This is a genomic window from Streptomyces sp. NPDC028368 (assembly GCF_055565615.1).
Genome location: NZ_JBVHTY010000001.1, coordinates 430455 through 453337 on the forward strand (window position 1 = coordinate 430455; position 22883 = coordinate 453337).

The following is a 22883-nucleotide window of genomic DNA, read 5'->3' on the forward strand; positions in this document are numbered from 1 at the left end:
GCAGGCGTGCGGCAGGCAGACTCCAACACAGGGGTGGCGGCATGGGGCTGGGACTGGACCGGCGGGGATTCCTCAGGGGCGCGGCCGGATTGTCGGCGGCGGGGCTGCTGGCGGGCGTCGGCGGCGCACAGTCCACGGCCGTGGCGACGGAGCGGCCCTCGGTGCTCTCCGCGGCCTCCGTCCAGGACTGGATGTCGGCCCTCGCCGACGGCACCCCCGTCCAGCGGCTGACGATCCCGGGCACCCATGACTCCGGCGCCCGCGTCGGCGGCCCCTGGGTCGCCTGCCAGAACACCGCCATCGACGCCCAACTGGCTTCCGGAATACGCTTCCTGGACGTCCGCTGCCGGGCCGTCGACAGCGCCTTCGCCATCCATCACGGCGCCTTCTACCAGGAGCTGATGTTCGGCGATGTGCTCAACGCCTGTCGGGCGTTCTTGCAGGCGCACCCCTCCGAGACGGTCCTGATGCGCGTCAAGCAGGAGTACTCGGAGGTCGCCGCCGAGGAGTTCCGCCGGATCTTCGACATCTACCTCGACGACAAGGGCTATCGCCCGCTGTTCCGCCTCGACGGCGCTCTGCCGTCGCTGGGCCAGGCCCGGGGCAAGGTCGTACTGCTCGCGGACTCCGACGGGATGCCGGGCGTACGGTACGCCGATCCCGCGCTCTTCGACATCCAGGACGACTACATGGCGGAGCCGTTCGGGAAATGGCCGAAGGTCGAGGCCCAGTTCCGCAAGGCGGCCACCGAGCCCGGCAAGCTGTACATCAATTACGTCAGCACCGCCGCCCTGCTGCCGCCCCGCTCCAACGCGGACCGCCTGAACCCGCAGGTCAAGAGCCTACTTACGGGCTCGGAGACGAGCGGGTGGACGGGACTGGGCATTGTGCCGGTGGACTTCCCGAACGAGTTCGGGCTGGCGGAGACGCTGATCGGGCACAATCCGGCGGCGTAGCCACCCAGCGGCGCCACCGGCACCGCCATCGAGGAGCCGCCCTCGCTCGTCCACCCCGGCAAGCGGGTCCGGATGGAGCAACGCCGCACAACCCGCATCCTGCGGGACCCTGCGGGACGGGCGACAGCCCCGGCCGTGGCGTCACTCTCCGTCGGGTGCCATGCCGCAGACTGAGCCAAATGTCTGGATGTCTGGTTCCGGCGCCGCGCTGTCCGTCCGACGGGGTGGCGCCGGCTGATGTGGCGAGGCGGCGGCTGGTGGAGACGGGCGAGTGCGGGCGGACGGCGACGGAGGAGCTGCCGCGCTCTGCGGGGGCGGCCGGGCGGGGCAGGGGCGGTGTGCCGCTGCGGCGGGTGGCGCTGGCGCTGTTGCTGACGACGCTGGTGGCGGGCGGTGTGGCGATGGTGGTGGCGCTGTCGTCCGGGCCGAACGATCCGTACCTGGCGGCCGGCGACCCCGCTACGGGCTCGTATCTCCCCGGGCGCCGCGCCGGGGACACGGCCGCCGCCGCGGTGCTCGCAGGACCGTACCGGGAGCGGCCGGGACCGCCGGTGCCGGTGCCGGCCGGCCGCACCGGCGCCCCGGCCCGGCCCGGCGCGTCCCGTCCACTGGTCGCCGCGCCGACGGCGCCCTCACCGCCGGTGGGTGCGCTCTTCTCGCCCGGCGACGACGGCGACCCGACACACCACTGCACCGCGAGCGTGGTGCACTCCCCCGCGGGCGACCTGATTGTCACCGCCGCGCACTGTGTCCACGACGGCGGCTTCCGCACCCGGCTGGTGTTCGTGCCCGGCCTGCACGACGGCATCGCGCCGTACGGGCTGTGGGTGCCCACCCGGATCGATGTCGACCCCCGCTGGATCAGCGACCGGGACCCGGACCGCGACGTGGCGTTCCTCCGGGTGCGCCGTGCCGGGCGGGCGCCCGACGACCGCACGATCGAGGAGGTCACCGGCGCCGAACGGCTCCGCTTCGACGCGCCCGCCGGCCGCCCCGCCCAGCTGACCGGCTACCCCGACGGCCAGGACACCCCGCTCGCCTGCCGCCATACGGCGGACGCCCAGAGCCCCTCCCAACTCCGCTTCGCCTGCCCGGGATTCCCGAACGGCACCAGCGGCGGCCCGATGCTCACCGATATCGACCCGGCCACCGGCACCGGCTCACTGATCGGCGTCATCGGCGGCATGGACGAGGGCGGCGACGACGCCACGTCCTACAGCAGCCGCTTCGGCGCGGATATGGCGCGGCTGTACCGGCGCGCCACGGCATAGGCGGGGCGCGGCCGGGGCTCACCGGCGGCGGCCTCAGGCCCCCCGCCGCACCACCGTCTTGAGCACCGACGGCAGCGGATACCAGTCCGCGGTCGCGAAACTCGCATGGGCGGCGGCGAGTTGGTTGACGCGAGCGAGCGCCTCGGCCTCGGTGGGGTGGGTACCGTCCATCTCCGGCGGGACCTTGTGGGCGTCGGTCATGACGAGGAGATAGTGGCGGGTGTCGTACCAGGCGGTGTCGATACTGCCGTTCAGATAGGTCGCGGCGTCGCCGTCGAAGACCACGAACCAGGGGCGCAGCGCCGGGTCGGCGTAGCGCTCGCGGGGGTCGCCGGCGGTCGCGCCGTGCACCGCGGGGAAGGCCGTCGACCGGTCCAGGTGACCCTGTGCGGCAAGGTCCTTGAGGTGGGTGGCGTACTCCACATCGGTCCACAGCTTGTCGAGCGGGTTGTTCTCCTCGACGGTGCCGGGTATCAGCTCGATCAGGAATTTGCCGGCCAGGGCGGAGCGGTCGGGCCAGCCGTTGGCCCGTACCGCCTCGTCCGCGGTGGCGTGTCCGGCCGTCAGGTCGCCGGGGCCGTAGACCGCGTCGCCCAGCTTCTGCCGGACCAGCGCGTCGAATTCGGCGGGCCCGCGGCCGCCCTTGGCGTTGAAGCCGTCCTTCATCTCGACCTTGACCAGGATCGGCCGGTGCCCGGGGTTGGCGTCGTGCCAGGCCTTCATATCGGCGAGGCAGGCGCCGAAGTCCTGGTCGCGGTCCTTGGTGCGCAGCTCCGCGGCGTTCGCGGCGCCCTCACAGTTGTTGTTGTTCCCCAGCGGGTTGCTGTGCGAGACCCGCCAGGACCTGCCCAGCCCGTTGGCCCAGACATCGAGCTCCACAAGAGCGGCCCCGGAGTCCAACGCATCGGCGAAGTACGGATACTTGTCTTTCTCGTAGGCGTTGTGGACGCCCACCGACGTGCTGGTGTCGTATGTCGTGGCGGCCGGTTCGGCACCCGCCGGCCCGGTTACCGCGATCACCGCTGCCGCCGCGACGGCGACCGTGCCCACGCACCGCTTCCCGTTCATACGCACCGCTTCCCCTAGATCCTCGCCCGGTCGGTCACCCGGTCGAACCGGCAGCAGCGTACGGGACTTGGGTACGGCGGGGACCAGGGGGACCAGGAGGCGGGCGGACGACAAGGAAACGAACGGAAAGGGAAGCCGACGGACAACGGACCGGACCGACCACCCGGCCAGTCAACGAACCGACCCATCAACAAACCGGCCGACCGGCCAACCAACCAGTGGAGGGCGCATGCCCAGGAAAACACCCACCGCGACGACGCAGACCGCGACGGCGCACACCGCGACGACACGTACGGGGCTGCCGCTCGCAGCGACCCTGCTCACCGGGACGGTCGCGCTCTACATCGCGCTCGTCGCGTTCGGCAATATCACCGACTTTGACACCAACAGGCAATTCGTCCGCCATGTCCTGGCCATGGACACCACGTTCAAGGACCACGAGCTGATGTGGCGGGCCATCACCTCACATACGCTGCAGGATGCCGCGTATCTGGCGATCATTGCCTGGGAGTCGGTCGCAGCGGTGGTGCTGGTCGCCGCGACGGTCCTGTGGGCCCTCGGCCTCCGGCGCGGCGACTTCGCCCGCGCCCGGCAAACGGCCACCGTCGGGCTGCTGATGCTGCTGCTGCTGTTCGGGGCGGGGTTCCTCGCCGTCGGTGGGGAGTGGTTCGCGATGTGGCAGTCGAAGGACTGGAACGGGCTGGAGGCGGCGACCCGTAACTTCATGGTTGCCGGGATTGTGCTGGTCATCCTGCACTTGCCGGGGGCGACGAAGGGCGGCGGGCACGGGGACAGAGACTGACCGGCCCCCGCCCCCGCACTCTCACCTCACACCGCGCGCCGCTCACCACTCGATGCGGTACCCCGTGAGCCAGTTGTCGGCGCCCGCACCCGGCCGCCCGCCGGCGGGCCCGTGTGCCGGGCGCCCCGACGCCCCCGAGCCGATGCGCCGGGCCATGCCCGCGCTCGTGGCGACGACCTTCTCCACCCGTTCCCGGCGCAGCCCGTCGTACGCGGCGAACGCGCTGCGCGCATCCGGCCGGTCGCGCAGGCAGGTGGCGAGGACGATGCCGTCCTCGATGGCCATCGAGGCGCCCTGGGCGGCGTTGGGTGCGGCGGCGTGGGCGGCATCGCCGATGACGACCATGGTGTCGGTGTGCCAGGTCGGGGTGGTGGCGATGTCGTAGGCGTTGGAGGCGATGATGCGGTCACCGGTGGCGGCGACGATGGCGGCGGCCGGGGTGTCGTCCGCGGCGAGGAGGGCGCAGAGTTGTTGGCGCCATGCGCCGGGGGTCACGGCCGTCGGACCGGTGCGGTCCAGCTCCGGGCCCGGCACGTTGGCGAACCACCAGACCTCGCCGTCGGGGGCGCGGGTGCAGCCGAAGAACGTGCGCTTGCCGTAGATCATGGTGTACGCGTCCGGCACGGGCGGGGTGGGGGCGTTGCGGGTGTAGCCGCATACGGTGTTCCGCCCGGTGTAGCGGGGGCGCGGCGCGGCCGGGTCGATGAGGGTGCGGGTGACGGAGTGCAGGCCGTCCGCGCCTATGAGGACGTCGCCTTCGGCGGTGCTGCCGTCGGCGAAGGCCGCCACGACCCGCTTGCCGGGTGCGCCGGCCACGGTCTCGGCGGCGACCAGCCGCTTTCCGTGCCGTATGCGGATGCCGCGGCGGGCCGCCTCGGCATGCAGTACCTGGTTGAGCGTGGCCCGGCGCAGGGTGCGCGGGCCGAGCTCCGTGCCCTGTCCGGTGCCCGCGAGGGGCCGCTCCCCCAGGTTTTCGCCGCCCTCGCCGAGGAACGCGACGCGTTGCGCGGGGAAGGAGTGCGCGACGACGGGGCCGTGCGCGTCGATCACCCGGAGCGCCTCGAGTCCGTTGGCGAAGACGATGAGAAAGGCGCCGGCATCGTCGGCGCCGGCCGGATAGGCCTCGAAGATCTCCGCGTCGATGCCCGCCTTCTGCAGGGCCATCGCGGTCACCGCTCCCGCGATGCCGCCGCCGATGATCAGGGCTCGGGTCAGGGATGTGGTCATGCCGTCGACCCCCCGGTCGGTCCGCCGTTCGGTCCGCCTGCCGCGCTGACCGGCGGGCGGGTGGTGCGGCTCCGTAAAGCCGCACCACCCCACCTTGAACCCGCCGCGCCCGGAGAGCCAGGCCCTTACGCGCAGGAGCTCACCCCGCCGCGTACACATCCTCGATGTAGCGCCCGGCGGCGGTCAGTTCGCGCAGCCAGGCCTCGGATTCCTGCGGCGAGGCGCCCACCGCGGCGCCGTGCAGGTCGCGGAAGGCGGCCCGGACGCCGGGCGCCATCCGGCTGCCGTCGCCGCAGACGTAGACCCGTGCGCCGGCCTGCAGCAGCTCCCACACCTCGGCGGCCTCGGCGGCGATCCGGTGCTGGACGAAGAGATGGCCGTTCTCGGGGCGGGCGCTGAAGACCGGGTGGAGGGAGAGGGCACCGGCTTCCTGCGCGGCGGTGAGCTCCGCGGCGTGCAGGAAATCGCCCGTGGGGTCGTCGCAGCCGAAGTAGAGCCGGGCGGGTGCGGCCTGACCGGCTGCCACCCGGTCGGCGACGGCGCCGCGGAAGGGCGCGAGGCCGGTGCCGGCCGCGATCATGATGACGGGGGTGGGATCGGCCGGGTCGAGGCGGAAGGCCTCACGGCAGGGCTGCACACGGGCCAGGACGGTGTCGCCGGGCCGCAGGGTGTGGAGATACGTCGAGCCGGTGCCGCCCGGCAGCAGCGAGACCATCAGATCGCCGTGGCGGGGGTCGGCGGCGGGCGAGGAGGAGAGGGAGTAGTGCCGCGGGCGCAGCGGCGGCAGCAGCTCCAGGATGACCGGCCAGGGCAGCGCGCCGCGCAGCGCCGGGTGGGCCGCGATCAGGTCGATCAGGGTACGCGGATCGTCCTCGGTGCGATCGTCGAGGGCGAGGGCTTCCAGCGCCGTCCGCTCGGGCGGGCAGGGGTTGTGGGCGGCGAGCAGGGCGGTCTGGGCGGAGGTCGGCCGTGCGCCCAACTCCAGGTGGTGGGTGAGGAGTTGGCGTACGGTCAGGGGGCGGTCGACGGGGAGGGCGTCGCGGGCGGGGCGGCCCGAGCGCAGGGCGAGGACGGCGTCCAGGTCGGCGCCCAGCGCGTGCGCGGCCCGTTCGACCGCGGCCGGGGTGTTGGCCGGGAGCACGGCGAGGTGGTCGGCGGTGCGGTAGCTGACGCCGTCGGGCAGCGCGATCCGCAGGAAGCGCTTGGGGCGCGGCCAGTCCTGGGCGGTGAGGTCGTAGGCCTCGGTGACGGTCATCGCGACGAGGTCGTGCCGGGCGGCGAGCGCGTCCAGCGGGCCGCCGGTGATCTCGGTGACGGCGTAGCCGGTGTCCTCGGCGGCCGGTGCGCCCGCGCCGATGCTCGCCGGGTCGCCGTACCGCGCGAGGAGCTGGGTGCGCAGCGCGCCGGCGAACTCCTTGACGGTGCCGCTGAGGTTGCCGGAGGCGTCGGCCTCGGCGCGGGGCAGGAGGCGGTGGGCGCCGAGTGCGTCGAGGCGGTCGTCGATGAGGGTCGGCACATGCTGGTAGGTGGCGGCCCAGTTGCGGTCGCCGACGCCCAGGACGGCGTACGGGATGCCCTCGGCGGCGCCCTCCGGGGCGGTGCGCAGCCAGTCCACGAAGGCGGCCGCGTCGTCGGTGGGCTGCCCGTTGTAGGAGGCGGCGACGATCGCTACGGGCCGGTCGGCGGGCAGCCCGCCGGCGTACGCGTCGAGCGGCGCCACGTCGGCGGCAAAGCCCAGGCCGGTGGCCTCCTCGGCGAGCCGCTCGGCGAACTCGCGGCAGGTGCCGTAGTTGGTGCCGTGCAGCAGGAGCAGGCCGGTGCCCTGGGGGACGCGGGTGGGCAGCGCGTCATCGGCCGAGGTGTCCTCCTCGGCGGCGGGCGTGCCTCCGGGGAGTACGGCGAGCGCGGCGCGGGTCGCGGCCCGGTCCGCGGGCGTACGGGCGGCGAGGGTGAGCGTGAACGCCTCGGGCTTGAGGGTCAGCGTCTCCTTGATGCGCAGCTGGTAGCCGGTGTGGTCGATCAGGCGGTAGCGGTGCACCAGGAGGGCGAGCAGCATGGTCGCCTCGTGCAGCGCGAACTGCCGCCCGATGCAGGCGCGTTCACCGGTTCCGAAGGGCTTGTACGCGTGCGGGGAGCGGGCCGCCTCGGCCTCCGGGCTGAAGCGGGACGGGTCGAAGAGATCGGGGTTGTCGCCCCAGGCCGGGTCGCGGTGCAGCATCGGCGTGAGCACCGTGACCAGGTCGCCCGCCTTGAGGGGGTAGCGGCCGCCGAGCAGTGTGTCGTCACTCGCCTGGCGGCTGAACGCGGCGGCGGTCGGCCACAGCCGGAGCGCCTCGTTGAGCACCTGCCGGGTGTACGGCAGCCGGCCGATGTCCTCGAAGGACGGGTCGGGGTCCGCCTCGTCGCCCCACAGCTCGTCCGCCTCGCGCTGGGCCAGGCGCAGCGCGACCGGGTCCTTGAGCAGGTGGTAGAGGGCGAAGGAGAGCGCGCCCGAGGTGGTTTCGTGGCCGGCGATCAGGAAGGTGATGACCTGGTTACGGATGTTGGCGAGGTCGAGGGTGGGCCCCTGCCGCTCGCCCGGCCCGTCCCCGGCGCCGAGCATCAGGCCCAGCAGATCGTCGTCACCGTTCTCGCCGCTCGCGGTCCGGGCGGCGATGACCTCGTCGACGACCGACGCCAGATAGTCGGCGTCGGCGCGGAAGGCCGCGTCCTCGGCGGCGTAGTCCACGCCTGCCTTGCGGCCGAGCTTGGCCCCGCTCCACTGCAGACAGCGCGCCATCGACTCCACGAACGGGTGCGGGGTGTTCCGGGCGAACGACTCGAAGTCGAAGCCGAAACCGGCGAGCCCGATGGTGTCCAGGGTCATCCGGGTCATGTCCTCGGCGACGTCGGTGGCCGTGCCGTCGGCCACCCGGCGGTCCCAGCTCGCCATCACCCGGCGGGCGACCTTGAGCATCGCCGGGTGGTAGGTACGCATCGAGCCGAGTGCGAAGGCCGGCATCAGCACCTCGTGCGCCTTGGCCCAGTTCGGTTCGTCGTTGTAGGCGGTGAACAGACCGTCACCGGCGAACTCTCTGACGTTCTCCAGGACCACCGACACACCCTTGGCGAAGCGGTTCTCGTCGGCGAGTTCGGTGACCAGGTCCAGCGAGGAGACGAACAGCGTCTCGCGGTCGCCCAGCCTGCGCCGGAAGACCGGGCCGTGGACCCGGGCCAGGTCCATGGCCTGCTGGAGCGGCGTCGAGGTGAGACCGGCCGCCGTGATGTCGGCAAGCGGAATGCCGTCGTCGGCGGCGCGTTCGTCGGTGTGCAGCGCGATGGTGTCGGTCATATCTCCAGCGTGACCGGCCCGGTGTACGGGGCGGTGCCGAGCAGCTGCATGATTGTGCAGTGGTTTTTCGCCACGAGGTCTTGCGGAGCGACCGAGAAGGGGCCATGGACAAAGGGACGGGCGACGACGGCGCCGATCGGTGCGCGTACGGCACGGCCAGGCCGCCCGACCCGGCAGGCCCGTACGCCGCCGGCCCCTGGCGCAACTACTTCCTCATCCTGCTCGACCGTATCCCCACCCCGATAGCGGTCTGCCACGCCGACGGCGAGGTGCTGATCGCCAATCCCGCAATGGCCACGCAGTGGGGCACGGCCCCCGGGCAGTTGCGCGGCCGCAATCTGCTCGACCTGTTCCAGCCGCGGGACACGGCGCAGCTCGTACGGATCGCGGAGGCGCTGCGGCTGGGCCGCCGGTCGCGCTATCCGGTGGCGGTCCAGTGGCGGATCGGCTCCGACGGCCCCGAGCTGGAGGGGGAGCTGACGGTCGATCCGGTCGGCGATCCCTCCGTACGGCCACCCGCGCTGCTGGCGCTGCTCCGGGTCCGCGACACCAGCCCCCCGCCGGTCCCCAGCGGTACGGCCAGCCCCGTCGAGGCCCGCATCCTGGCGCTGGCCGCCGGGGGCGCGACCACCGCGTCGATCGGCACCGCACTGGGGCTGACCGTCGACGGCGTCAACTACCACCTCACCCGGCTGGCCCGCCGCTGGCGGGTGCAGGGCCGTACCGCGCTGGTCGCCAAGGCATATGTGCTGGGCGTGCTGGCCGCGGACAGCTGGCCGCCGGCCCCCGCCTGACCGCCACGGGGCCGTACGGCGTCCGGCGGCGTGGCCCGGGGCCCTGGCAGCACGCATGTGCGGTTAACCTCCCTGCTGTGGACGAGAGCACTCCCGCGCCTTTCGAGCGCGGAACAGACGGCCCGAAGGTCATCGTCGTCGGCGTGGACGGCTCCGACTCGTCATGGCGCGCCGCCGCGTACGCGGCCGGTCTGGCCCGGCGCCAGGGGTCGAAACTCGTCCTGGTCTACGTCCAGCCGGTGCTGGCGGCCGGTGCGGCGATGGGTGCCCCGGTCGTGGACGCGACGAACGAGGTCGCCGAGGAGCTGATGGCCGAGATCCGCAAGGCGACGGAGCGGCAGTACGGCATCTACGACGTGCGCTGGGAGTTCCACACTCTGCGCGGGGACCCGTACAACGGCATGGTGCAGATGGCCGATGAGCTCAAGGCCGATGCGGTGGTGGTCGGCGCCTCGGAGTCGGCCGGGCACCGCATCATGGGTTCGGTCGCGGTCCGCCTGGTCAAGGCCGGGCGCTGGCCGGTCACGGTCGTCCCGTAGGGCCTGTCGCCGCTCCGCTGGTGGGGTGGGCCTGCCTGATGCACGGTGGACAGGGACGGGCGGAGTGCCGCCCCCGGCCGAGGGAGACCACCGTGACCGACCGCACCTACCGCGTGACCGAGATCGTGGGCACGTCCCAGCAGAGCGTGGACGCCGCGATCAAGAACGGCATCGAGCGCGCGTCGCAGACCCTGCGCAACCTCGACTGGTTCGAGATCAGCCAGGTCCGCGGGCATATCGTCGACGGTGCCATCGACCACTACCAGGTCGGGCTGAAGGTCGGATTCCGACTGGAGGAAGCCGAGTGACGCCGTAGGCACCGCCTGACCGCCCCTCGACGCCGTGTGACCACCCCATGGCACCGTTTGACGCCGATTGCCTCCGGTTGACGCCCCGCACGGGTACGTCTGCCCGGAAGTCCCCTCCGTACTAGGGAGTCGCCTTTCCTGGGCGCCGCCCACGGTCCATGATGAGCGGCCGTCGGACCACGACGGAGCGTACGGAGGGATCACGCATGGGCCTGCGCGCGGGACAGGGCGTATTGCGCCGCAAACCGATCGATCACATCGAGGAGCCGGAAGGCGCGGCGAGCCAGCAGCTCACCCGTGTGCTGGGCCTGTGGCAGCTGACCGCCATCGGCGTCGGGGGCATCATCGGCGCGGGCATCTTCACACTGGCCGGCACCGTCGCCAACGAGAAGGCCGGGCCCGCCGTCCTGATCTCCTTCCTCGTCGCGGGCATCGCCAGCGCCGCGGCGGCCTTCTCGTACGCCGAATTCGCCGGGCTGATCCCGAAGGCGGGTTCGGCCTACACCTACGGCTATGCGGTGCTCGGCGAGCTGGCGGGCTGGTTCATCGGCTGGGACCTGCTGCTGGAATACACCGCGATCGTGGCGGTGGTCGCGATCGGCATCTCGGGCTACTTCGGCTTTCTGCTCGGCGAGATGGGCCTCGACCTGCCCTCCTGGATGCTGGGCGCGCCGGGCACCGGACCGGGCCACCGGGTGGACCTCTTCGCCGCGGTTCTCTGTCTGCTGATCGCCTATCTGCTGACGCTGGGCATCAAGAACGCCGCGCGGTTCGAGACGATCGTGGTGGGCCTGAAGGTCCTGGTGGTCATCGTCGTGATCGCCGTCGGCTTCTTCCACATCAACACCGCGAACTACAACCCCTTCTTCCCCTTCGGGGTGAGCGGCGCGTTCACCGGCGCGGCCACCGTTTTCTTCGCGGTCTTCGGCTATGACGCGATGAGCACCGCGGCCGAGGAGTCCAAGGACGCGCAGCGCCATATGCCGAAGGCGATCATGTACTCGCTGGCGGTCTCGATGGTGCTGTATGTGCTGGCCTGCCTGGTGCTGACGGGTATGCAGAACTACAAGTCCATCGACCCGGAGAGCGGCTTCTCGTCGGCGTTCAAGTCGGTGGGCCTGAGCAGTCTGGCGGATGTGATCGCGGTGGGCGCGATCATCGGCATTCTGACGGTCATGTTCACCTTCATGCTCGGGGTGACCCGGGTGTGGTTCTCGATGAGCCGCGACGGTCTGCTGCCGAAGTGGTTCGCCAAGACCAGCCCCAAGCATCATGTGCCGACCCGGGTGACCTGGATCGTGGGCGTCGCCTCGGCACTCATCGCCGGCTTCCTGCCGATCGGCGAGGCCGCCGAGCTGACCAACATCGGCATTCTGCTGGCGTTCGTGGTGGTCTGCGTCGCGGTGGTCGTGCTCCGCTACAAGCGCCCCGAACTGCCCCGGACCTTCCGTACGCCGGGCATGCCGGTGGTTCCGGCGATCGGGGTCTGCTTCTCGATCTGGCTGATCACCTTCCTGGAGTGGCAGACCTGGGTGCGCTTCGTCGTGTGGTTCGCCGTCGGCATGGTCATCTACTTCTCGTACTCCCGCCACCGCTCGAACCTCGCACGGGCGGAGCGGGAGAGCGCCGGCGGCGAGAGCGGCGGGGCGCGGCCGTGAGCCGCGGTCGCTGACCGCGCGGCGGCGGACACCGGGGACCGGCGGACGACGCCCGCCGGTCCCCGCCTGCCCTCGGCGTCAGAAGACGAACGGTCCCGGGGACTGCGGCGAAGTGGCGTTGCAGGTGGCCGTGACGCCGAAGACCACGACCTTCAGGGACTTGGCCTCCAGGCTGTCGCCCGGGGCGACCGTGCCGCTGAGCGGACCGGTGGAGACCTCGCCGCCGGCCGGGATCGCCGGGTTGGAGCTGCCGGTGAACTCCGTGGTCCCGGAACCGTTCTTGGTGAGGGTGAGGGTGGAGGTGACCGAGTTCGCGCCGACGTCTATCGGTGCGGTGATCGCCGAGGTGGCGAGGCTGATGGTCGCGGCCGTGCCGTCCTGGGTCGCGGTGAGCGTCGCCGTGCCGGAACCGAAGCTGCCGCAGTCGAACGAGACGGTGGCGGTGTCCGGGGTCACCGCGGTGGCGGCCGGCGCCATCGCGAGCGTGCCTGCGGCGGCGACGGCTACGCCGAGCGCCGTACCGAATCCGAGCGTGCCTGATCTGAGGTGTCTCATGGGGGGTACCGCTTTCGTGAGGGGGGTGCAGGCCCATGGCACGGCGTCGAGGGGTGCGCGAGGGAACGACAGACGGCCACGCGGAGGCCCGCGGCCGGGCCCCCGGGCCGACCACCGCCCAGATCTGACGGTTGGTCAGCGACCTGAATCGCTGACCATTGAGACACGCGTCCCCGAAGAGAGCAAGGCAGCCACCTCATGATTTTCGACGTGGCCGCACCAAAGCGAGCCCACGCCCGGCGAAAGGCCCCGTGCCCCACGCTGCGCGCCGCGCCGCCACCAAGACCTCACCGGCATCGTGGATACCGACAGCCGCGAGGCCGGCGTCGCCTTGCAGCTAGCCGAACCACTTGCTCCACAGCAGCCACCGCAGTCGCCACCCCAGGCTCTTGGGGAACCGGGCCCGCCACAGCCACAGCGGCAGGCGCCGGTGCGGCACATAGCCCCACACGTCGTCATCGGCCTCGGTGCCGCGCGGGCACCGGCGCAGGAGTTCCAGGCAGCGGCGGTCGATGGTGCCGTGCAGCCGGGCGGTGTGGGCCAGGGCGACGGTGCCCTGGTGACGGAGTCCGTCGTTGGATGTCTCCAGCGCCGTTTCCAGGGCCCGCGCGACCCTGGGGAGGATCTCCGTGGCGTCGGGGTGGGTGAGGGCGAGTCCGATGACGGCGACGCCCACCAGCTCCTCGCCGCGGGCGAACGCGGCGTCCACCTCTTCCGGGCGGTCGGTGCCCAGCAGGGCGGAGCTGTACTGCCAGTTCATGCCACGGCCGGAGGCGGCGCGGTCGAGCAGGAACTCCTGGCGTCCGGCGGCCAGTTGGCGGGGGTCGGCTTCGCCTGAGGAGTGGTGGCCGAGGGCGAGGTGGTCCCAGATCCGGCGGGCCCGGTCCGCGCCGCCCCCGTCGTCCCCGTCGTCCCCGTCGTCCACGAGTTCCCGGCAGAGGGCTTCGAGCTCGGGTGCGTCCGGCCCCAGGGCATGGATCCAGGCGAAGTCCTCCGCGGGCGGGCCGAGATCGCAGCGGCGCAAAAACGCCAGGGCGGTGGCGTCCTCGGCGGTCAGCCGGCCGTGGAGGTAGCCCCAGGCGAGTTCGGAGACGTCCAGGGCCACCGCGTACCGGACGAACTCGGCCGGGATGCGGCGGGGCGGGGTCGGCGCGGCCTGGGTCGGCGGGCCTTGGGTGGGCGCGGCTCGGGGCTCGTCCGGTGACTGCACAAGGTGAGCGTAGTCGCCCGGTGCGCCCCCTTGACGTGCACCTGATCGACGCCAAGAATGAGCGCGCTCTGACAACGTTGTCGGAACCGGAGGTATGTGAATCCATGTCATGGCTCAGTCGTCACCGGCTGCGTACCGCTGGCGCGGTGCTGGCGGCCGCCCTCATCGGAGGCGCGCTCACCGTCCCCGCCGCTCAGGCCGAACCGCCCCGCGGCGGCCCGCTCACCGATCTGGTCAACCCGTTCATCGGCAGCCAGAACGACGGCAACACCTATCCCGGAGCCGCCGTCCCGTTCGGCATGGTGCAACTCTCCCCCGACACCGGCCACACCACCGGCTACGGCTACGACGACGACCACATCCGCGGCTTCAGCTCCGTCCATATCTCCGGGGTCGGCTGCGGGCTCGGCGGTGATCTGCCGGTGCTGCCGACCACGGGCGACATCACCGAGACCGACTATGCGAAGTACGCCGCCGCCTACCGCCATGACAACGAATCGGCCCGCCCCGGCTACTACCGCGTCGGCCTGACGTCGTACGGCGGGATCACGGCCGAGCTGACGGCGACCGCCCGTACCGGCAAGCAGCGGTACACCTTCCCGGCCACCGACAAGGCCAATGTGCTGCTCAATACGGGCCAGTCGCTGCACAAGAGCGTCTCCACCCGCGTCGAGGTCCTGGACTCCCGAACCATCCGCACCGCCCTCACCGGCCGCGGCTTCTGCCAGGACACCAAGCCGTACACCGTCTACACGATCACCCGTTTCGACCGGCCGTTCGCGTCGTACGGGACCTGGGACGGCGACAGGGTGACAGCCGGGTCGAAGGGCTCTACGTCCTCCGGGCGGCACGGCGCCTATGCCCGCTTCGACACCCGCAAGGACCGCACCGTCGAGGCGACCACCGCGATCAGTTATGTGGACGCGGCGGGCGCGGCCCGCAATCTGCGGGCCGAGGGCGGGCGTTCCTTCGACCGTACGAAGGCGGCGGCGAACGCCGCCTGGGAACGGCGGCTGGGGCTGGTGAAGGCCCAGGGCGGCGACAAGCCGCTGCGCCGCACCTTCTACTCCTCCCTCTACCGCTCCTTCCTCGCGCCCAACATCGGCAGTGATGTGGACGGCCGCTATACGGGATGGGACCAGAAGACCCACCGGGCGAGCGGCTTCACCTACTACCAGAACTGGTCCCTGTGGGACACCTACCGCACCCAGGCGCAGCTGCTCTCCCTGCTCGCGCCGCGCGAGTCCCGCGATATGGCGTTGTCGGTGCTGCGGATCGACAAGGAGAGTGGCTGGCTGCCCAAGTGGGGCTATGGAACGGTCGAAACGAACATCATGACGGGCGATCCGGTCACGCCGTTCCTCACCAACGCCTATCAGCAGGGGCTGCTGCGGGGGCATGAGGAAGAGGCGTACACGGCGCTGAAGAAGAATGCCGACGGGGTGCCGCCGGCCGATTCGCCGGCCGTCGGGCGGGAGGCCAACGCCCCGTATCTGAAGAACGGCTTCGCCCCGTACATCAAGGGGCGGCCGCACGCCAAGCCCGGCGACTCCGACTTCGACCACGGCGCGTCGGCGACCCTGGAATACGCCCTCTCGGATGCGATGCTGGCCCAGATGGCGCGCGATCTCGGGCACGGCAGGGACGCCGACCGGTATGCGGCCCGCGCCCGGAACTACCGCAAGATCTTTGACAGTTCGACGGGATTCTTCCGGGCACGGGACGAGAAGGGCGCGTTCACCGGGCCCGCCGATCCCGCCAAGAGCGAGGGCTTCCACGAGGGCACCTCCTGGCAGTACCAGTGGCTGGTGCCGCAGGATCTGCCGGGGATGATCAAGCTGATCGGCGGCAAGGACAAGGCGGATGAGCGTCTTGATTCGTTCTTCGCCTATCAGGAACTGCTGAAGGATCCGGAGAAAACGGCCCGCAAGGTGTGGGTCAACGGCCCGTACGACTACTACAACGCGGACAAGTACAACCCGCAGAACGAGCCCGACCTGATCGCGCCGTACACCTACCTCTCGACTGGTCACCCGGCCAAAACTACGGATGTGGTGCATGCGGCGCTGACGCTGTTCACCGATACCCCGAGCGGTATGACCGGGAACGACGACCTGGGGACGATGTCGGCGTGGATGGTGCTCTCGTCGATCGGGGTGTTCCCCGTGCAGCCGGGTACCGACAGCTGGGGGCTGAGCACGCCGGTCTTCGACCGCGTGGACCTGACGCTGGACCGGCGCTACTACCCGGCCGGGCACTTCACCATCAGGGCGCCCGGTACGTCGTCCGCCGACCGGTACACCCAGTCCGTCCGTCTGGACGGCGCCGAGCGCGGCCGTACCTACCTCACCACCGGCGATCTGCGCTCGGGCCGTGAACTGGCCTTCACGGTGGGGCCGAAGCCGTCCCGGTGGGGCACCGGCGACCGGGCCGCGCCGCCGCCGGTCGGCACCTCTGCCGGGCAGCAGCAGGCCGATCGTCAACGCTGAGATCACCACGGCGGAGACCAGCGCGGTCACCACCCACCCCCGTGGGCCGGTCAGCGTCCCGCCCGGTGCGGCTCCACTCGCGGCCAGGAGCAGCCGCCGGCCCCCGATCGTCCGCGGGCCGGCGGCGCTGCGCGCGGCCGCGGGCGAGGGAGCCTGACCGCCGGGCAGGGGGTGCGGCGGGCCGTCAGCCCTGGAGGGCCTGCCAGAACTCGTCGAAGGACATGGTGCCGTCGCGGTCGGTGTCCTTGGCCTTGATGACCGCCTCGGCGACCGGGCCGGTGACGTACGGGTCGCCCATCTCGGCCATCGCCCGCTTGAACTCGTCCGGCGTGACCTGGCCGTCGCCGTCCGCGTCGAACCGGGCGAACGCCGCCTTGGCCGTCTCGATGTCTGCCATCAGAGGTGCCCCCTTCGTGGTGCTGCGCAGTGCTGCGCGGTGTTGTTGCCTGGTGATCTGACCTGCGTACATTAGCGGACCGTCAAGATGCCTCCGGCCGCGCCCTCCGTCGGGCAAGATACGGCGCCGTACGGCTGCCCGCGGCGGCCGCCACCTCGGCCGGGGTGCCCGCGGCGACGATCCGGCCGCCGTCCGCGCCGCCGCCGGGCCCGAGGTCGATGACGTGGTCGGCGCCGGCGACCACCCCCATGTCGTGCTCGACGACCACCACGGTGTTGCCCGCTTCCACCAGGCCGTGCAGCTGGCGCAGCAGTACCTCGGTGTCGGCGGGGTGCAGTCCGGTGGTGGGCTCGTCGAGGAGGTAGAGGGTGTGGCCGCGGCGGGCCCGCTGGAGTTCGGTGGCGAGTTTGATGCGCTGGGCCTCGCCGCCGGACAGCTCGGTCGCGGGCTGGCCGAGCCGCAGATAGCCCAGGCCCACGTCCTGGAGGGTGCGCAGGCTGCGGGCGGCGGCCGGGATGTCGGCGAGGAACGCGGCGGCCGTGTCGACGGTCATCGCCAGGACGTCGGCGACCGTGCGGTCCCGGTAGGTGATCCGCAGCGTCTCGGGGTTGTAGCGGGCGCCGTGGCAGGCGGTGCAGGGCGCGTACGTGCCGGGCAGGAAGAGCAGTTCGACGGCGACGAAGCCCTCGCCCTGACAGGTCTCGCAGCGGCCGCCGGTCACATTGAAGGAGAACCGGCCCGCGGTGTAGCCACGGGCGCGGGCCTCGTCGGTGGCGGCGAAGACCTTGCGTACGGCGTCGAACAGTCCGGTGTAGGTGGCGAGGTTGGAGCGCGGCGTGCGCCCGATGGGTTTCTGGTCGACGCGGACCAGCCGGTCGATCGCCTCCAGGCCCGCGGCGCCGGTGAGCTGGGCGCGGGCCATGGGTCCGGTGTCCGTATCGGCTGTCTCGGACTGCTCGTCCCCCGCGCCCAGATGCTCCCGCACGGCCTCCGCGAGGACCCGGGTGACCAGCGTCGATTTACCGGATCCGGAGACACCGGTGACGGCGGTGAAGACGCCGAGCGGGAAGGCGGCGTCCAGTCCGCGCAGATTGTGCAGGGTGACGCCGTGCAGGGTCAGTGCGCCGGAGGGGGTGCGCGGGGTGCGTGCGGCGGGCGGTTCGGCGGCGAAGAGGAAGCGGCGGGTGGCGGATGCGGCGGCGTCCGCGAGACCGGCGACCGGGCCGCTGTGCAGCACCTGGCCGCCGTGTTCCCCGGCGCGCGGGCCGATGTCCACGATCCAGTCGGCGCGCCGCACTACGTCCATGTCGTGCTCGACGACGAACAGCGAGTTCCCGGCCTCCTTGAGCCGGCCCAGCACGGTGAGCAGGGACTCCGTATCGGCCGGGTGGAGTCCGGCGGACGGCTCGTCCAGGACGTAGACGACGCCGAAGAGGCCGGAGCGCAGCTGGGTGGCCAGGCGCAGGCGCTGGAGCTCGCCCGCGGAGAGGGTGGGCGCGGGGCGGTCCATGCTCAGGTAGCCCAGGCCGAGTTCGGTGAGCACCTGGATACGGGCCACCAGGTCGCGGGCGAGCGTGGGCGCGGCCTCGTCGTCCGGCCGCTGCGCTGTGGGGCGCAGCAGCTCGGCCAGGGCGCTCAGCGGCAGACCGGCGAGGGCGGCGATGTCGTGCCCCTCGAAGGTGACGGCGAGCGCCTCCGGGCGCAGCCGCCGCCCGGTGCACACCGGGCAGGGCTCGGCGACCATGAAGCCCTGGACGCGCTTGCGCAGCGTGTCGCTCTTGGAGTCGGCGAAGGTGTGCAGCACATAGCGTTTGGCGCTCATGTACTGGCCCTTGTAGGGGCGTTGGATACGGCCGGCGTCCCGTACCGGGTGGACGGTGACGACCGGCTGCTCCTCGGTGAACAGGATCCAGTCGCGTTCGGCCCGCGGCAGTTCGCGCCACGGCCGGTCGGTGTCGTGGCCGAGGGCGGCCAGGATGTCGCGGAGGTTCTTGCCCTGCCAGGCGCCGGGCCAGGCGGCGATGGCGCCCTCGCGGATCGACAGCGAGGGGTCGGGGACCAGGGAGTCCTCGGTGACGCGGTGGACCGTGCCCAGTCCATGGCATTCCGGGCAGGCACCGGCCGCCGTATTGGGCGAGAAGGCATCGGAGTCGAGCCGTTCCGTCACGCCCCGCGGGTAGTCGCCGGCCCGCGAGAAGAGCATGCGCAGGGTGTTGGAGAGGGTGGTGACGGTGCCGACGGAGGAGCGGGAGGTCGGCGCGGAGCGCCGCTGCTCGAGGGCGACGGCGGGCGGCAGGCCGGTGATGTCCTCCACCTTCGGCGCGCCGACCTGGTGGATCAGGCGGCGGGCGTAGGGGGCCACCGACTCGAAATAGCGACGCTGCGCCTCGGCGTAGAGGGTGCCGAAGGCAAGGGAGGACTTGCCCGATCCGGACACCCCGGTGAACGCGACCAGTGCGTCCCTCGGGATGTCCACATCGATGGTGCGGAGGTTGTGCTCACGGGCGCCGCGCACCCGGACGTACGAGTCGGCCATCCCTCCATGATCGGGCACGGGCGCCGTGATCCGGCACCGCTCAGCTTGTCGCCGTGGCGGTACGGATCCGCTCGCGCGCCTCCTCCCAGGGGACGGGCGTGGCGATCACCGCGCGCAGGGTCCGGACCTGGCGGGGCGGCAGGCCGGTGGCCAGGACGCCGACGGCGTTGCCGGCACGCCCGTAGAGGGCGACGGTACGGCGCTGGGCCCGGTCCAGGACGGTGGTCTCGACGCGGTCGGCGCCCGCGGTCAGCCCGTACGCCTGCAGCCTGATGGCGTACTGGTCGGACCAGAAGTACGGCACGGGGGCGAAGGGGCGGCGTTCCGGGGCCGCCGCGCCCTCGATGCCCGCGGCGCCTTCGACGCCCTCCTCGGTCAGTTCGGCGAGTAGGTTGCGGGCGGCCGCGATGCCCTGCTCGCCGGCGTTCGTCCGGTGCTCGAAGCGCAGCGGCCGGCCGTGCACCGGGTGGTCCCAGCGGGCCACGTCGCCCGCCGCGTAGATGCCGGGCGCCACGGCGCAGTAGGCGTCGCAGCGCAGTCCGTCGGTGGTGTCCAGGGCCGGGTCGTCGCCCAGCCATCCGACGGCGGGGGTGGAGCCGATGGCCAGCAGTACGGTGTCGGCGGGCAGCCGGGTGCCTCCCCCTCCCCCGGCGGCTACGCCCCCATTGCCGGGGGGACCTCCACTGGCTACGCCCCCATCGGTCAGCCGTACGCCGGTGACCCCTTGCGCGCCGCTGTCGAAGCCGTCCACCGTGCCCGTACGCAGGGTCACGCCACGCGCCCGGTGCTCCTCGGCGAGCAGTTCACCGACCTCGGGGCCGACGGCGGCGGCCATAGGTATCGCCGTGGCGCCGACGAGGGTGACGTCATGCCCCAGCTCCCGTGCCACGGCGGCCGCTTCGCAGCCCAGGACGCCGTTGCCGACAATCACCAGGCGGCGGCCGGCGCCGGTCAGCCGGGTGCGCAGCGCCAGCGCGTCGTCGAGAGTGCGCAGGGTGTGCACACCGGCGATGCGGTCGGCGCCGGGCAGGGTGCGGGCCGTCACGCCGGTCGCGACGATCACTCCGGCGCAGGCGAGCTGTTCTCCCCCGTCCAAGGTGAGGGTGCGGGTGGCGACGTCGAGGCCGGTGGCGCGGGTGCCGAGGCGCAGATCGAGTTCGAGCGGCGCGAGCTGGTCCTTGGTGCGCAGCAGCAGGCGGTCCGGCTCCCAGGCGCCGTGCAGCAGCTGTTTGGACAGCGGGGGCCGGTCGTAGGGCAGATGCGGTTCGTCGCCGATCAGGGTGAGCGGGCCGGTCCAGCCGGAGCGGCGCAGCGCCTCGGCGGCGGCGAGCCCGGCCGCCGAGGCGCCGACGATGGCGAGGGGCCGCGCGGTCATGCGTGGAGCTCGATGACGGCGGCCGGGCAGATGGCGGCCGCTTCACGCACCGCGTCGTGCCGGCCGGCGGGCGGCTCGGCATCCAGGAGGACGACGATGCCGTCCTCGTCGCGCTGGTCGAAGACCTCGGGGGCGATCAGCACGCACTGTCCGGCGGCGCAGCACTTGTCGGCGTCAAGGGTGATCTTCATGGCGGTAACTCCGTAGCGGGTCGTGGGATGTTGAGTGTGGCCGGTCACCAGGTGACGGGCAGCGCATGGCAGCCGTAGATCGCCATGTCGGTACGGAAGGGAATCTCCTCGACCGGCACCGCGGGCCGCATCGCGGGGAAGCGGCGCAGCAACGTGCCGATCACGACCTGGAGTTCGACCCGGGCCAGCGCCTGGCCGAGGCACTGGTGGATGCCGTAGCCGAAGGCGACGTGGTGCTGGGAGTTGGGGCGGCTGATGTCGAGGCGGTCGGCGCCGGGGAAGACGCTCTCGTCGCGGTTGGCTGACGGTACGGCCGCAACGACGCCCTCGCCGGCGCGGATGAGGTGTCCGTCGATCTCGATGTCGACGGTGGCGACCCGGCGCGGGCCGTTGCGGATGATGCTGTGGAAGCGCAGCAGCTCCTCGACGGCGCCGCGGATCAGGCCGGGGTCCTGGCGCAGCCGCTCGGCGGTCTCGGGGTCGCGCATCAGGGTGAGCGCGCTGAGGCCGATCATGTTGGCGGTGGTCTCGTGCCCGGCGATGAGCAGCAGGGCGGCGAAGGCGGCGACTTCGTCGTGGGTGATCTCGCCGGTCCGCTGCTGTTCGATGATCAGCCGGCCGAGGATGTCGTCGCCCGGGTCCGCCTCCTTGGCGGTGACCAACTGGTCGAGATAGTCGCGCAGTTCGACGCGGGCCACCTCCCGCTCCTCGTCCGGGACGGTACGGGAGAGCAGCGTGCCGGTGAGCCGCTGGAAGACGTCGTGGTCGCCGTACGGGACGCCGAGCAGCAGACTGATGACGAGTGAGGGGACGGGCAGGGCCAGCGCCTCGACGAGGTCCACCGGGCCCTCGGCGCGCTCCATCGCGTCGCACAGCTCGTCGGTGACGCGCTGGATCTCCGGGCGCAGCGCCTCGACCCGCTTGACCATGAATTCCCGGGTGACCATCCGGCGCAGCCGGGTGTGCTCGGGCGGGTCCATGCGGATGAAGCCGCGGTTCTGGGTGTTGCCGCCGCCGGTCATACCGCTGAGCGGGTAGCCGTGGAGGGTGGTGTCGGAGCTGAAGCGGGTGTCGCCGAGGATCGCCCGGATGTCGCTGTAGCGGGTGGCCAGCCAGGCCCAACTGCCGTCCGGGAGCGAGATCTTGGAGATCGGCTCCTGGGTGCGCAGGGTGCCGAATTCGGCGGGAGGATCGAAGGGGCAGCCGGCCGGGGGCTGAACGGGGAGCGGCGCGGGTGCGGTGGAAAGTGTCATCTCGCTCATCTCGCTTTGTGCGCGCACACCGGCAGCGGCGTGCGGCATGAGTCGAACGTTCGCCTAACAACCGTAAGCTTACATGTGTAATACACAGGTAAGTGTGTCCCGGGTGACGTCCCGGGGTGCGCCCGGCACGGGTGAGAGGGATAAGGGATAAGGGGTGAGGGATAAGGGGCGAGGGGTGAGGCGGTGGCTCAGCGCTCGAGGAGCAGCTGCAGCATCTCGTCCACGAACCGGTCCAGCCGGCTGGCGTCCTTGCGGCTCGGCATGACCTGCCAGAGCATGACCCGGCCGTGCACCGCCGACCACAGCACATACGGCGCCTCGGAGCGCGAACCGCGCACCCGCCAGCCGGCCTCCTCGCAGGCGGTCAGCGCGTCGTGGAAACCGCGCACCAGCGGCGCGGCCGGGTGCCCGGCCAACCGCTCGGGGCCGACCGGGGTCTGCCGGGTCTCGTAGAGCAGGCGGTAGGTGGCGGGGTGCCCGATGGCATAGCGGCAGTAGGCGCGCAGCTGGGCACGCAGCCGTGCGACGGGGTCGTCGTCCGCCTTCGCGGCGGCCTCGGCCATCGCGTGGCCGAGCCGCTCGTAGCTGACCTCCATGGTCGCCCAGACCAGCTCGGTCTTGTCGGCGAAGTGACGGTAGATGCTCGGGGCGGCGACGCCCGCCTCGCGGGCCACCGCGCGCAGCGACAGCGCGTCCTCGCTGCCGACCTCCTCCAGCAGACGTTCGGTGGCCCGCAGGAGTTCCTCCCGCAGACGCTCGCCCTGCCCGCGCGGATTACGGGGCCGGGCGGCCGCACTCTCGCTCACTACCCTGGCCCTCCTTGGACTCGCCGATGCCCCGCCGGGGCGCGATCTGGTACGTGACCAGGGTTTCATACCGCGGGGGCAGGCCGTACCGGAGTGCGGCGGGGCGGC

19 protein-coding genes are annotated in these 22883 nt (G+C 72.0%); 8 read left to right on the top strand and 11 right to left on the bottom strand.

Annotated features, from left to right (window positions below):
- Positions 1–41 precede the first annotated feature (41 nt).
- Positions 42–956, top strand: a complete 915-nt coding sequence (locus tag ACZ4S3_RS01915) for a phosphatidylinositol-specific phospholipase C (protein ID WP_467924549.1) — start codon at positions 42–44, stop codon at positions 954–956.
- Between the two features lie 179 nt (positions 957–1135).
- Positions 1136–2227, top strand: a complete 1092-nt coding sequence (locus tag ACZ4S3_RS01920) for a trypsin-like serine peptidase (RefSeq protein ID WP_467924551.1) — start codon at positions 1136–1138, stop codon at positions 2225–2227.
- A gap of 33 nt (positions 2228–2260) precedes the next feature.
- On the opposite strand, the gene ACZ4S3_RS01925 is transcribed toward ACZ4S3_RS01920, so the two are convergent.
- Positions 2261–3295 (bottom strand): phosphatidylinositol-specific phospholipase C domain-containing protein, encoded by a 1035-nt coding sequence (locus ACZ4S3_RS01925; protein WP_467924553.1) that lies wholly within the window; start codon positions 3293–3295, stop codon positions 2261–2263.
- A gap of 229 nt (positions 3296–3524) precedes the next feature.
- Here ACZ4S3_RS01925 and ACZ4S3_RS01930 point away from each other — a divergent pair, with 229 nt between their 5' ends.
- Positions 3525–4097, top strand: coding sequence for a DUF2165 domain-containing protein (locus ACZ4S3_RS01930; RefSeq protein ID WP_467924555.1), 573 nt, complete (start codon positions 3525–3527; stop codon positions 4095–4097).
- A gap of 42 nt (positions 4098–4139) precedes the next feature.
- Here the strand turns inward: ACZ4S3_RS01930 and ACZ4S3_RS01935 are convergent, their stop codons facing one another.
- Entirely contained in the window at positions 4140–5312 is a 1173-nt protein-coding gene (locus tag ACZ4S3_RS01935; protein WP_467925209.1) for an FAD-dependent monooxygenase, read from the bottom strand.
- A gap of 151 nt (positions 5313–5463) precedes the next feature.
- A complete protein-coding gene (locus tag ACZ4S3_RS01940; protein ID WP_467924558.1) occupies positions 5464–8655 on the bottom strand; it encodes a bifunctional cytochrome P450/NADPH--P450 reductase in 3192 nt (1063 codons plus the stop codon).
- Positions 8656–8759: 104 nt separating this feature from the next.
- Between ACZ4S3_RS01940 and ACZ4S3_RS01945 the strand changes: the two genes are divergently transcribed.
- The 4 genes from ACZ4S3_RS01945 to ACZ4S3_RS01960 all read left to right on the top strand — a co-directional run bounded on the left by ACZ4S3_RS01945 (position 8760) and on the right by ACZ4S3_RS01960 (position 11954).
- On the top strand, positions 8760–9449 hold the full coding sequence (locus tag ACZ4S3_RS01945) for a PAS domain-containing protein (protein ID WP_467924560.1): 690 nt from the start codon (positions 8760–8762) through the stop codon (positions 9447–9449).
- 77 nt (positions 9450–9526) lie between these two features.
- The gene (locus ACZ4S3_RS01950) at positions 9527–9988 is read left to right on the top strand and encodes a universal stress protein (protein WP_467924562.1); all 462 of its coding nucleotides are present in this window, start codon (positions 9527–9529) and stop codon (positions 9986–9988) included.
- A 92-nt stretch (positions 9989–10080) separates the two neighbouring features.
- Positions 10081–10296, top strand: coding sequence for a dodecin (locus ACZ4S3_RS01955; protein ID WP_467924564.1), 216 nt, complete (start codon positions 10081–10083; stop codon positions 10294–10296).
- Between the two features lie 206 nt (positions 10297–10502).
- Entirely contained in the window at positions 10503–11954 is a 1452-nt protein-coding gene (locus ACZ4S3_RS01960) for an amino acid permease (RefSeq protein WP_467924566.1), read from the top strand.
- A gap of 78 nt (positions 11955–12032) precedes the next feature.
- Here ACZ4S3_RS01960 and ACZ4S3_RS01965 read toward each other — a convergent pair whose 3' ends face one another.
- Together ACZ4S3_RS01965 and ACZ4S3_RS01970 are read right to left on the bottom strand one after the other, a co-directional pair.
- Positions 12033–12509, bottom strand: coding sequence for a hypothetical protein (locus tag ACZ4S3_RS01965; protein WP_467924568.1), 477 nt, complete (start codon positions 12507–12509; stop codon positions 12033–12035).
- Positions 12510–12846: 337 nt separating this feature from the next.
- Positions 12847–13719 carry a hypothetical protein gene (locus ACZ4S3_RS01970; protein WP_467924570.1) on the bottom strand — a complete coding sequence of 291 codons (873 nt, stop codon included), beginning with the start codon at positions 13717–13719 and terminating at the stop codon, positions 12847–12849.
- A gap of 104 nt (positions 13720–13823) precedes the next feature.
- Here ACZ4S3_RS01970 and ACZ4S3_RS01975 point away from each other — a divergent pair, with 104 nt between their 5' ends.
- Positions 13824–16208: a GH92 family glycosyl hydrolase gene (locus ACZ4S3_RS01975; protein ID WP_467924572.1), complete on the top strand. Its 2385-nt coding sequence runs from the start codon at positions 13824–13826 to the stop codon at positions 16206–16208.
- A gap of 184 nt (positions 16209–16392) precedes the next feature.
- Here ACZ4S3_RS01975 and ACZ4S3_RS01980 read toward each other — a convergent pair whose 3' ends face one another.
- The 6 genes from ACZ4S3_RS01980 to ACZ4S3_RS02005 all read right to left on the bottom strand — a co-directional run bounded on the left by ACZ4S3_RS01980 (position 16393) and on the right by ACZ4S3_RS02005 (position 22775).
- A complete protein-coding gene (locus tag ACZ4S3_RS01980) occupies positions 16393–16605 on the bottom strand; it encodes an EF-hand domain-containing protein (RefSeq protein WP_467924574.1) in 213 nt (70 codons plus the stop codon).
- An 82-nt stretch (positions 16606–16687) separates the two neighbouring features.
- On the bottom strand, positions 16688–19141 hold the full coding sequence (uvrA, locus tag ACZ4S3_RS01985) for an excinuclease ABC subunit UvrA (protein WP_467924576.1): 2454 nt from the start codon (positions 19139–19141) through the stop codon (positions 16688–16690).
- Positions 19142–19181: 40 nt separating this feature from the next.
- Positions 19182–20516 (bottom strand): NAD(P)/FAD-dependent oxidoreductase, encoded by a 1335-nt coding sequence (locus ACZ4S3_RS01990; RefSeq protein WP_467924580.1) that lies wholly within the window; start codon positions 20514–20516, stop codon positions 19182–19184.
- The gene (locus ACZ4S3_RS01995) at positions 20513–20707 is read right to left on the bottom strand and encodes a ferredoxin (protein WP_467924582.1); all 195 of its coding nucleotides are present in this window, start codon (positions 20705–20707) and stop codon (positions 20513–20515) included. The genes ACZ4S3_RS01990 and ACZ4S3_RS01995 overlap by 4 nt, the downstream gene beginning before the upstream one ends.
- Before the next feature lie 44 nt (positions 20708–20751).
- Positions 20752–21960: a cytochrome P450 gene (locus tag ACZ4S3_RS02000; RefSeq protein WP_467925211.1), complete on the bottom strand. Its 1209-nt coding sequence runs from the start codon at positions 21958–21960 to the stop codon at positions 20752–20754.
- Positions 21961–22157: 197 nt separating this feature from the next.
- Positions 22158–22775 (bottom strand): TetR/AcrR family transcriptional regulator, encoded by a 618-nt coding sequence (locus tag ACZ4S3_RS02005; RefSeq protein ID WP_467924584.1) that lies wholly within the window; start codon positions 22773–22775, stop codon positions 22158–22160.
- Positions 22776–22883: the final 108 nt, after the last annotated feature.

What these genes read in the sequence shown, in the direction of transcription:
- ACZ4S3_RS02000 (WP_467925211.1), bottom strand. Translation starts at nt 21,960, where the DNA reads ATGACACTTTCCACCGCACCCGCGCCGCTCCCCGTTCAGCCCCCGGCC.
- ACZ4S3_RS01945 (WP_467924560.1), top strand. Translation starts at nt 8,760, where the DNA reads ATGGACAAAGGGACGGGCGACGACGGCGCCGATCGGTGCGCGTACGGC.
- ACZ4S3_RS01960 (WP_467924566.1), top strand. Translation starts at nt 10,503, where the DNA reads ATGGGCCTGCGCGCGGGACAGGGCGTATTGCGCCGCAAACCGATCGAT.
- ACZ4S3_RS01980 (WP_467924574.1), bottom strand. Translation starts at nt 16,605, where the DNA reads ATGGCAGACATCGAGACGGCCAAGGCGGCGTTCGCCCGGTTCGACGCG.
- uvrA (WP_467924576.1), bottom strand. Translation starts at nt 19,141, where the DNA reads ATGGCCGACTCGTACGTCCGGGTGCGCGGCGCCCGTGAGCACAACCTC.
- ACZ4S3_RS01995 (WP_467924582.1), bottom strand. Translation starts at nt 20,707, where the DNA reads ATGAAGATCACCCTTGACGCCGACAAGTGCTGCGCCGCCGGACAGTGC.
- ACZ4S3_RS01930 (WP_467924555.1), top strand. Translation starts at nt 3,525, where the DNA reads ATGCCCAGGAAAACACCCACCGCGACGACGCAGACCGCGACGGCGCAC.
- ACZ4S3_RS01925 (WP_467924553.1), bottom strand. Translation starts at nt 3,295, where the DNA reads ATGAACGGGAAGCGGTGCGTGGGCACGGTCGCCGTCGCGGCGGCAGCG.
- ACZ4S3_RS01920 (WP_467924551.1), top strand. Translation starts at nt 1,136, where the DNA reads ATGTCTGGATGTCTGGTTCCGGCGCCGCGCTGTCCGTCCGACGGGGTG.
- ACZ4S3_RS01990 (WP_467924580.1), bottom strand. Translation starts at nt 20,516, where the DNA reads ATGACCGCGCGGCCCCTCGCCATCGTCGGCGCCTCGGCGGCCGGGCTC.
- ACZ4S3_RS01975 (WP_467924572.1), top strand. Translation starts at nt 13,824, where the DNA reads ATGTCATGGCTCAGTCGTCACCGGCTGCGTACCGCTGGCGCGGTGCTG.
- ACZ4S3_RS01965 (WP_467924568.1), bottom strand. Translation starts at nt 12,509, where the DNA reads ATGAGACACCTCAGATCAGGCACGCTCGGATTCGGTACGGCGCTCGGC.
- ACZ4S3_RS01940 (WP_467924558.1), bottom strand. Translation starts at nt 8,655, where the DNA reads ATGACCGACACCATCGCGCTGCACACCGACGAACGCGCCGCCGACGAC.
- ACZ4S3_RS01915 (WP_467924549.1), top strand. Translation starts at nt 42, where the DNA reads ATGGGGCTGGGACTGGACCGGCGGGGATTCCTCAGGGGCGCGGCCGGA.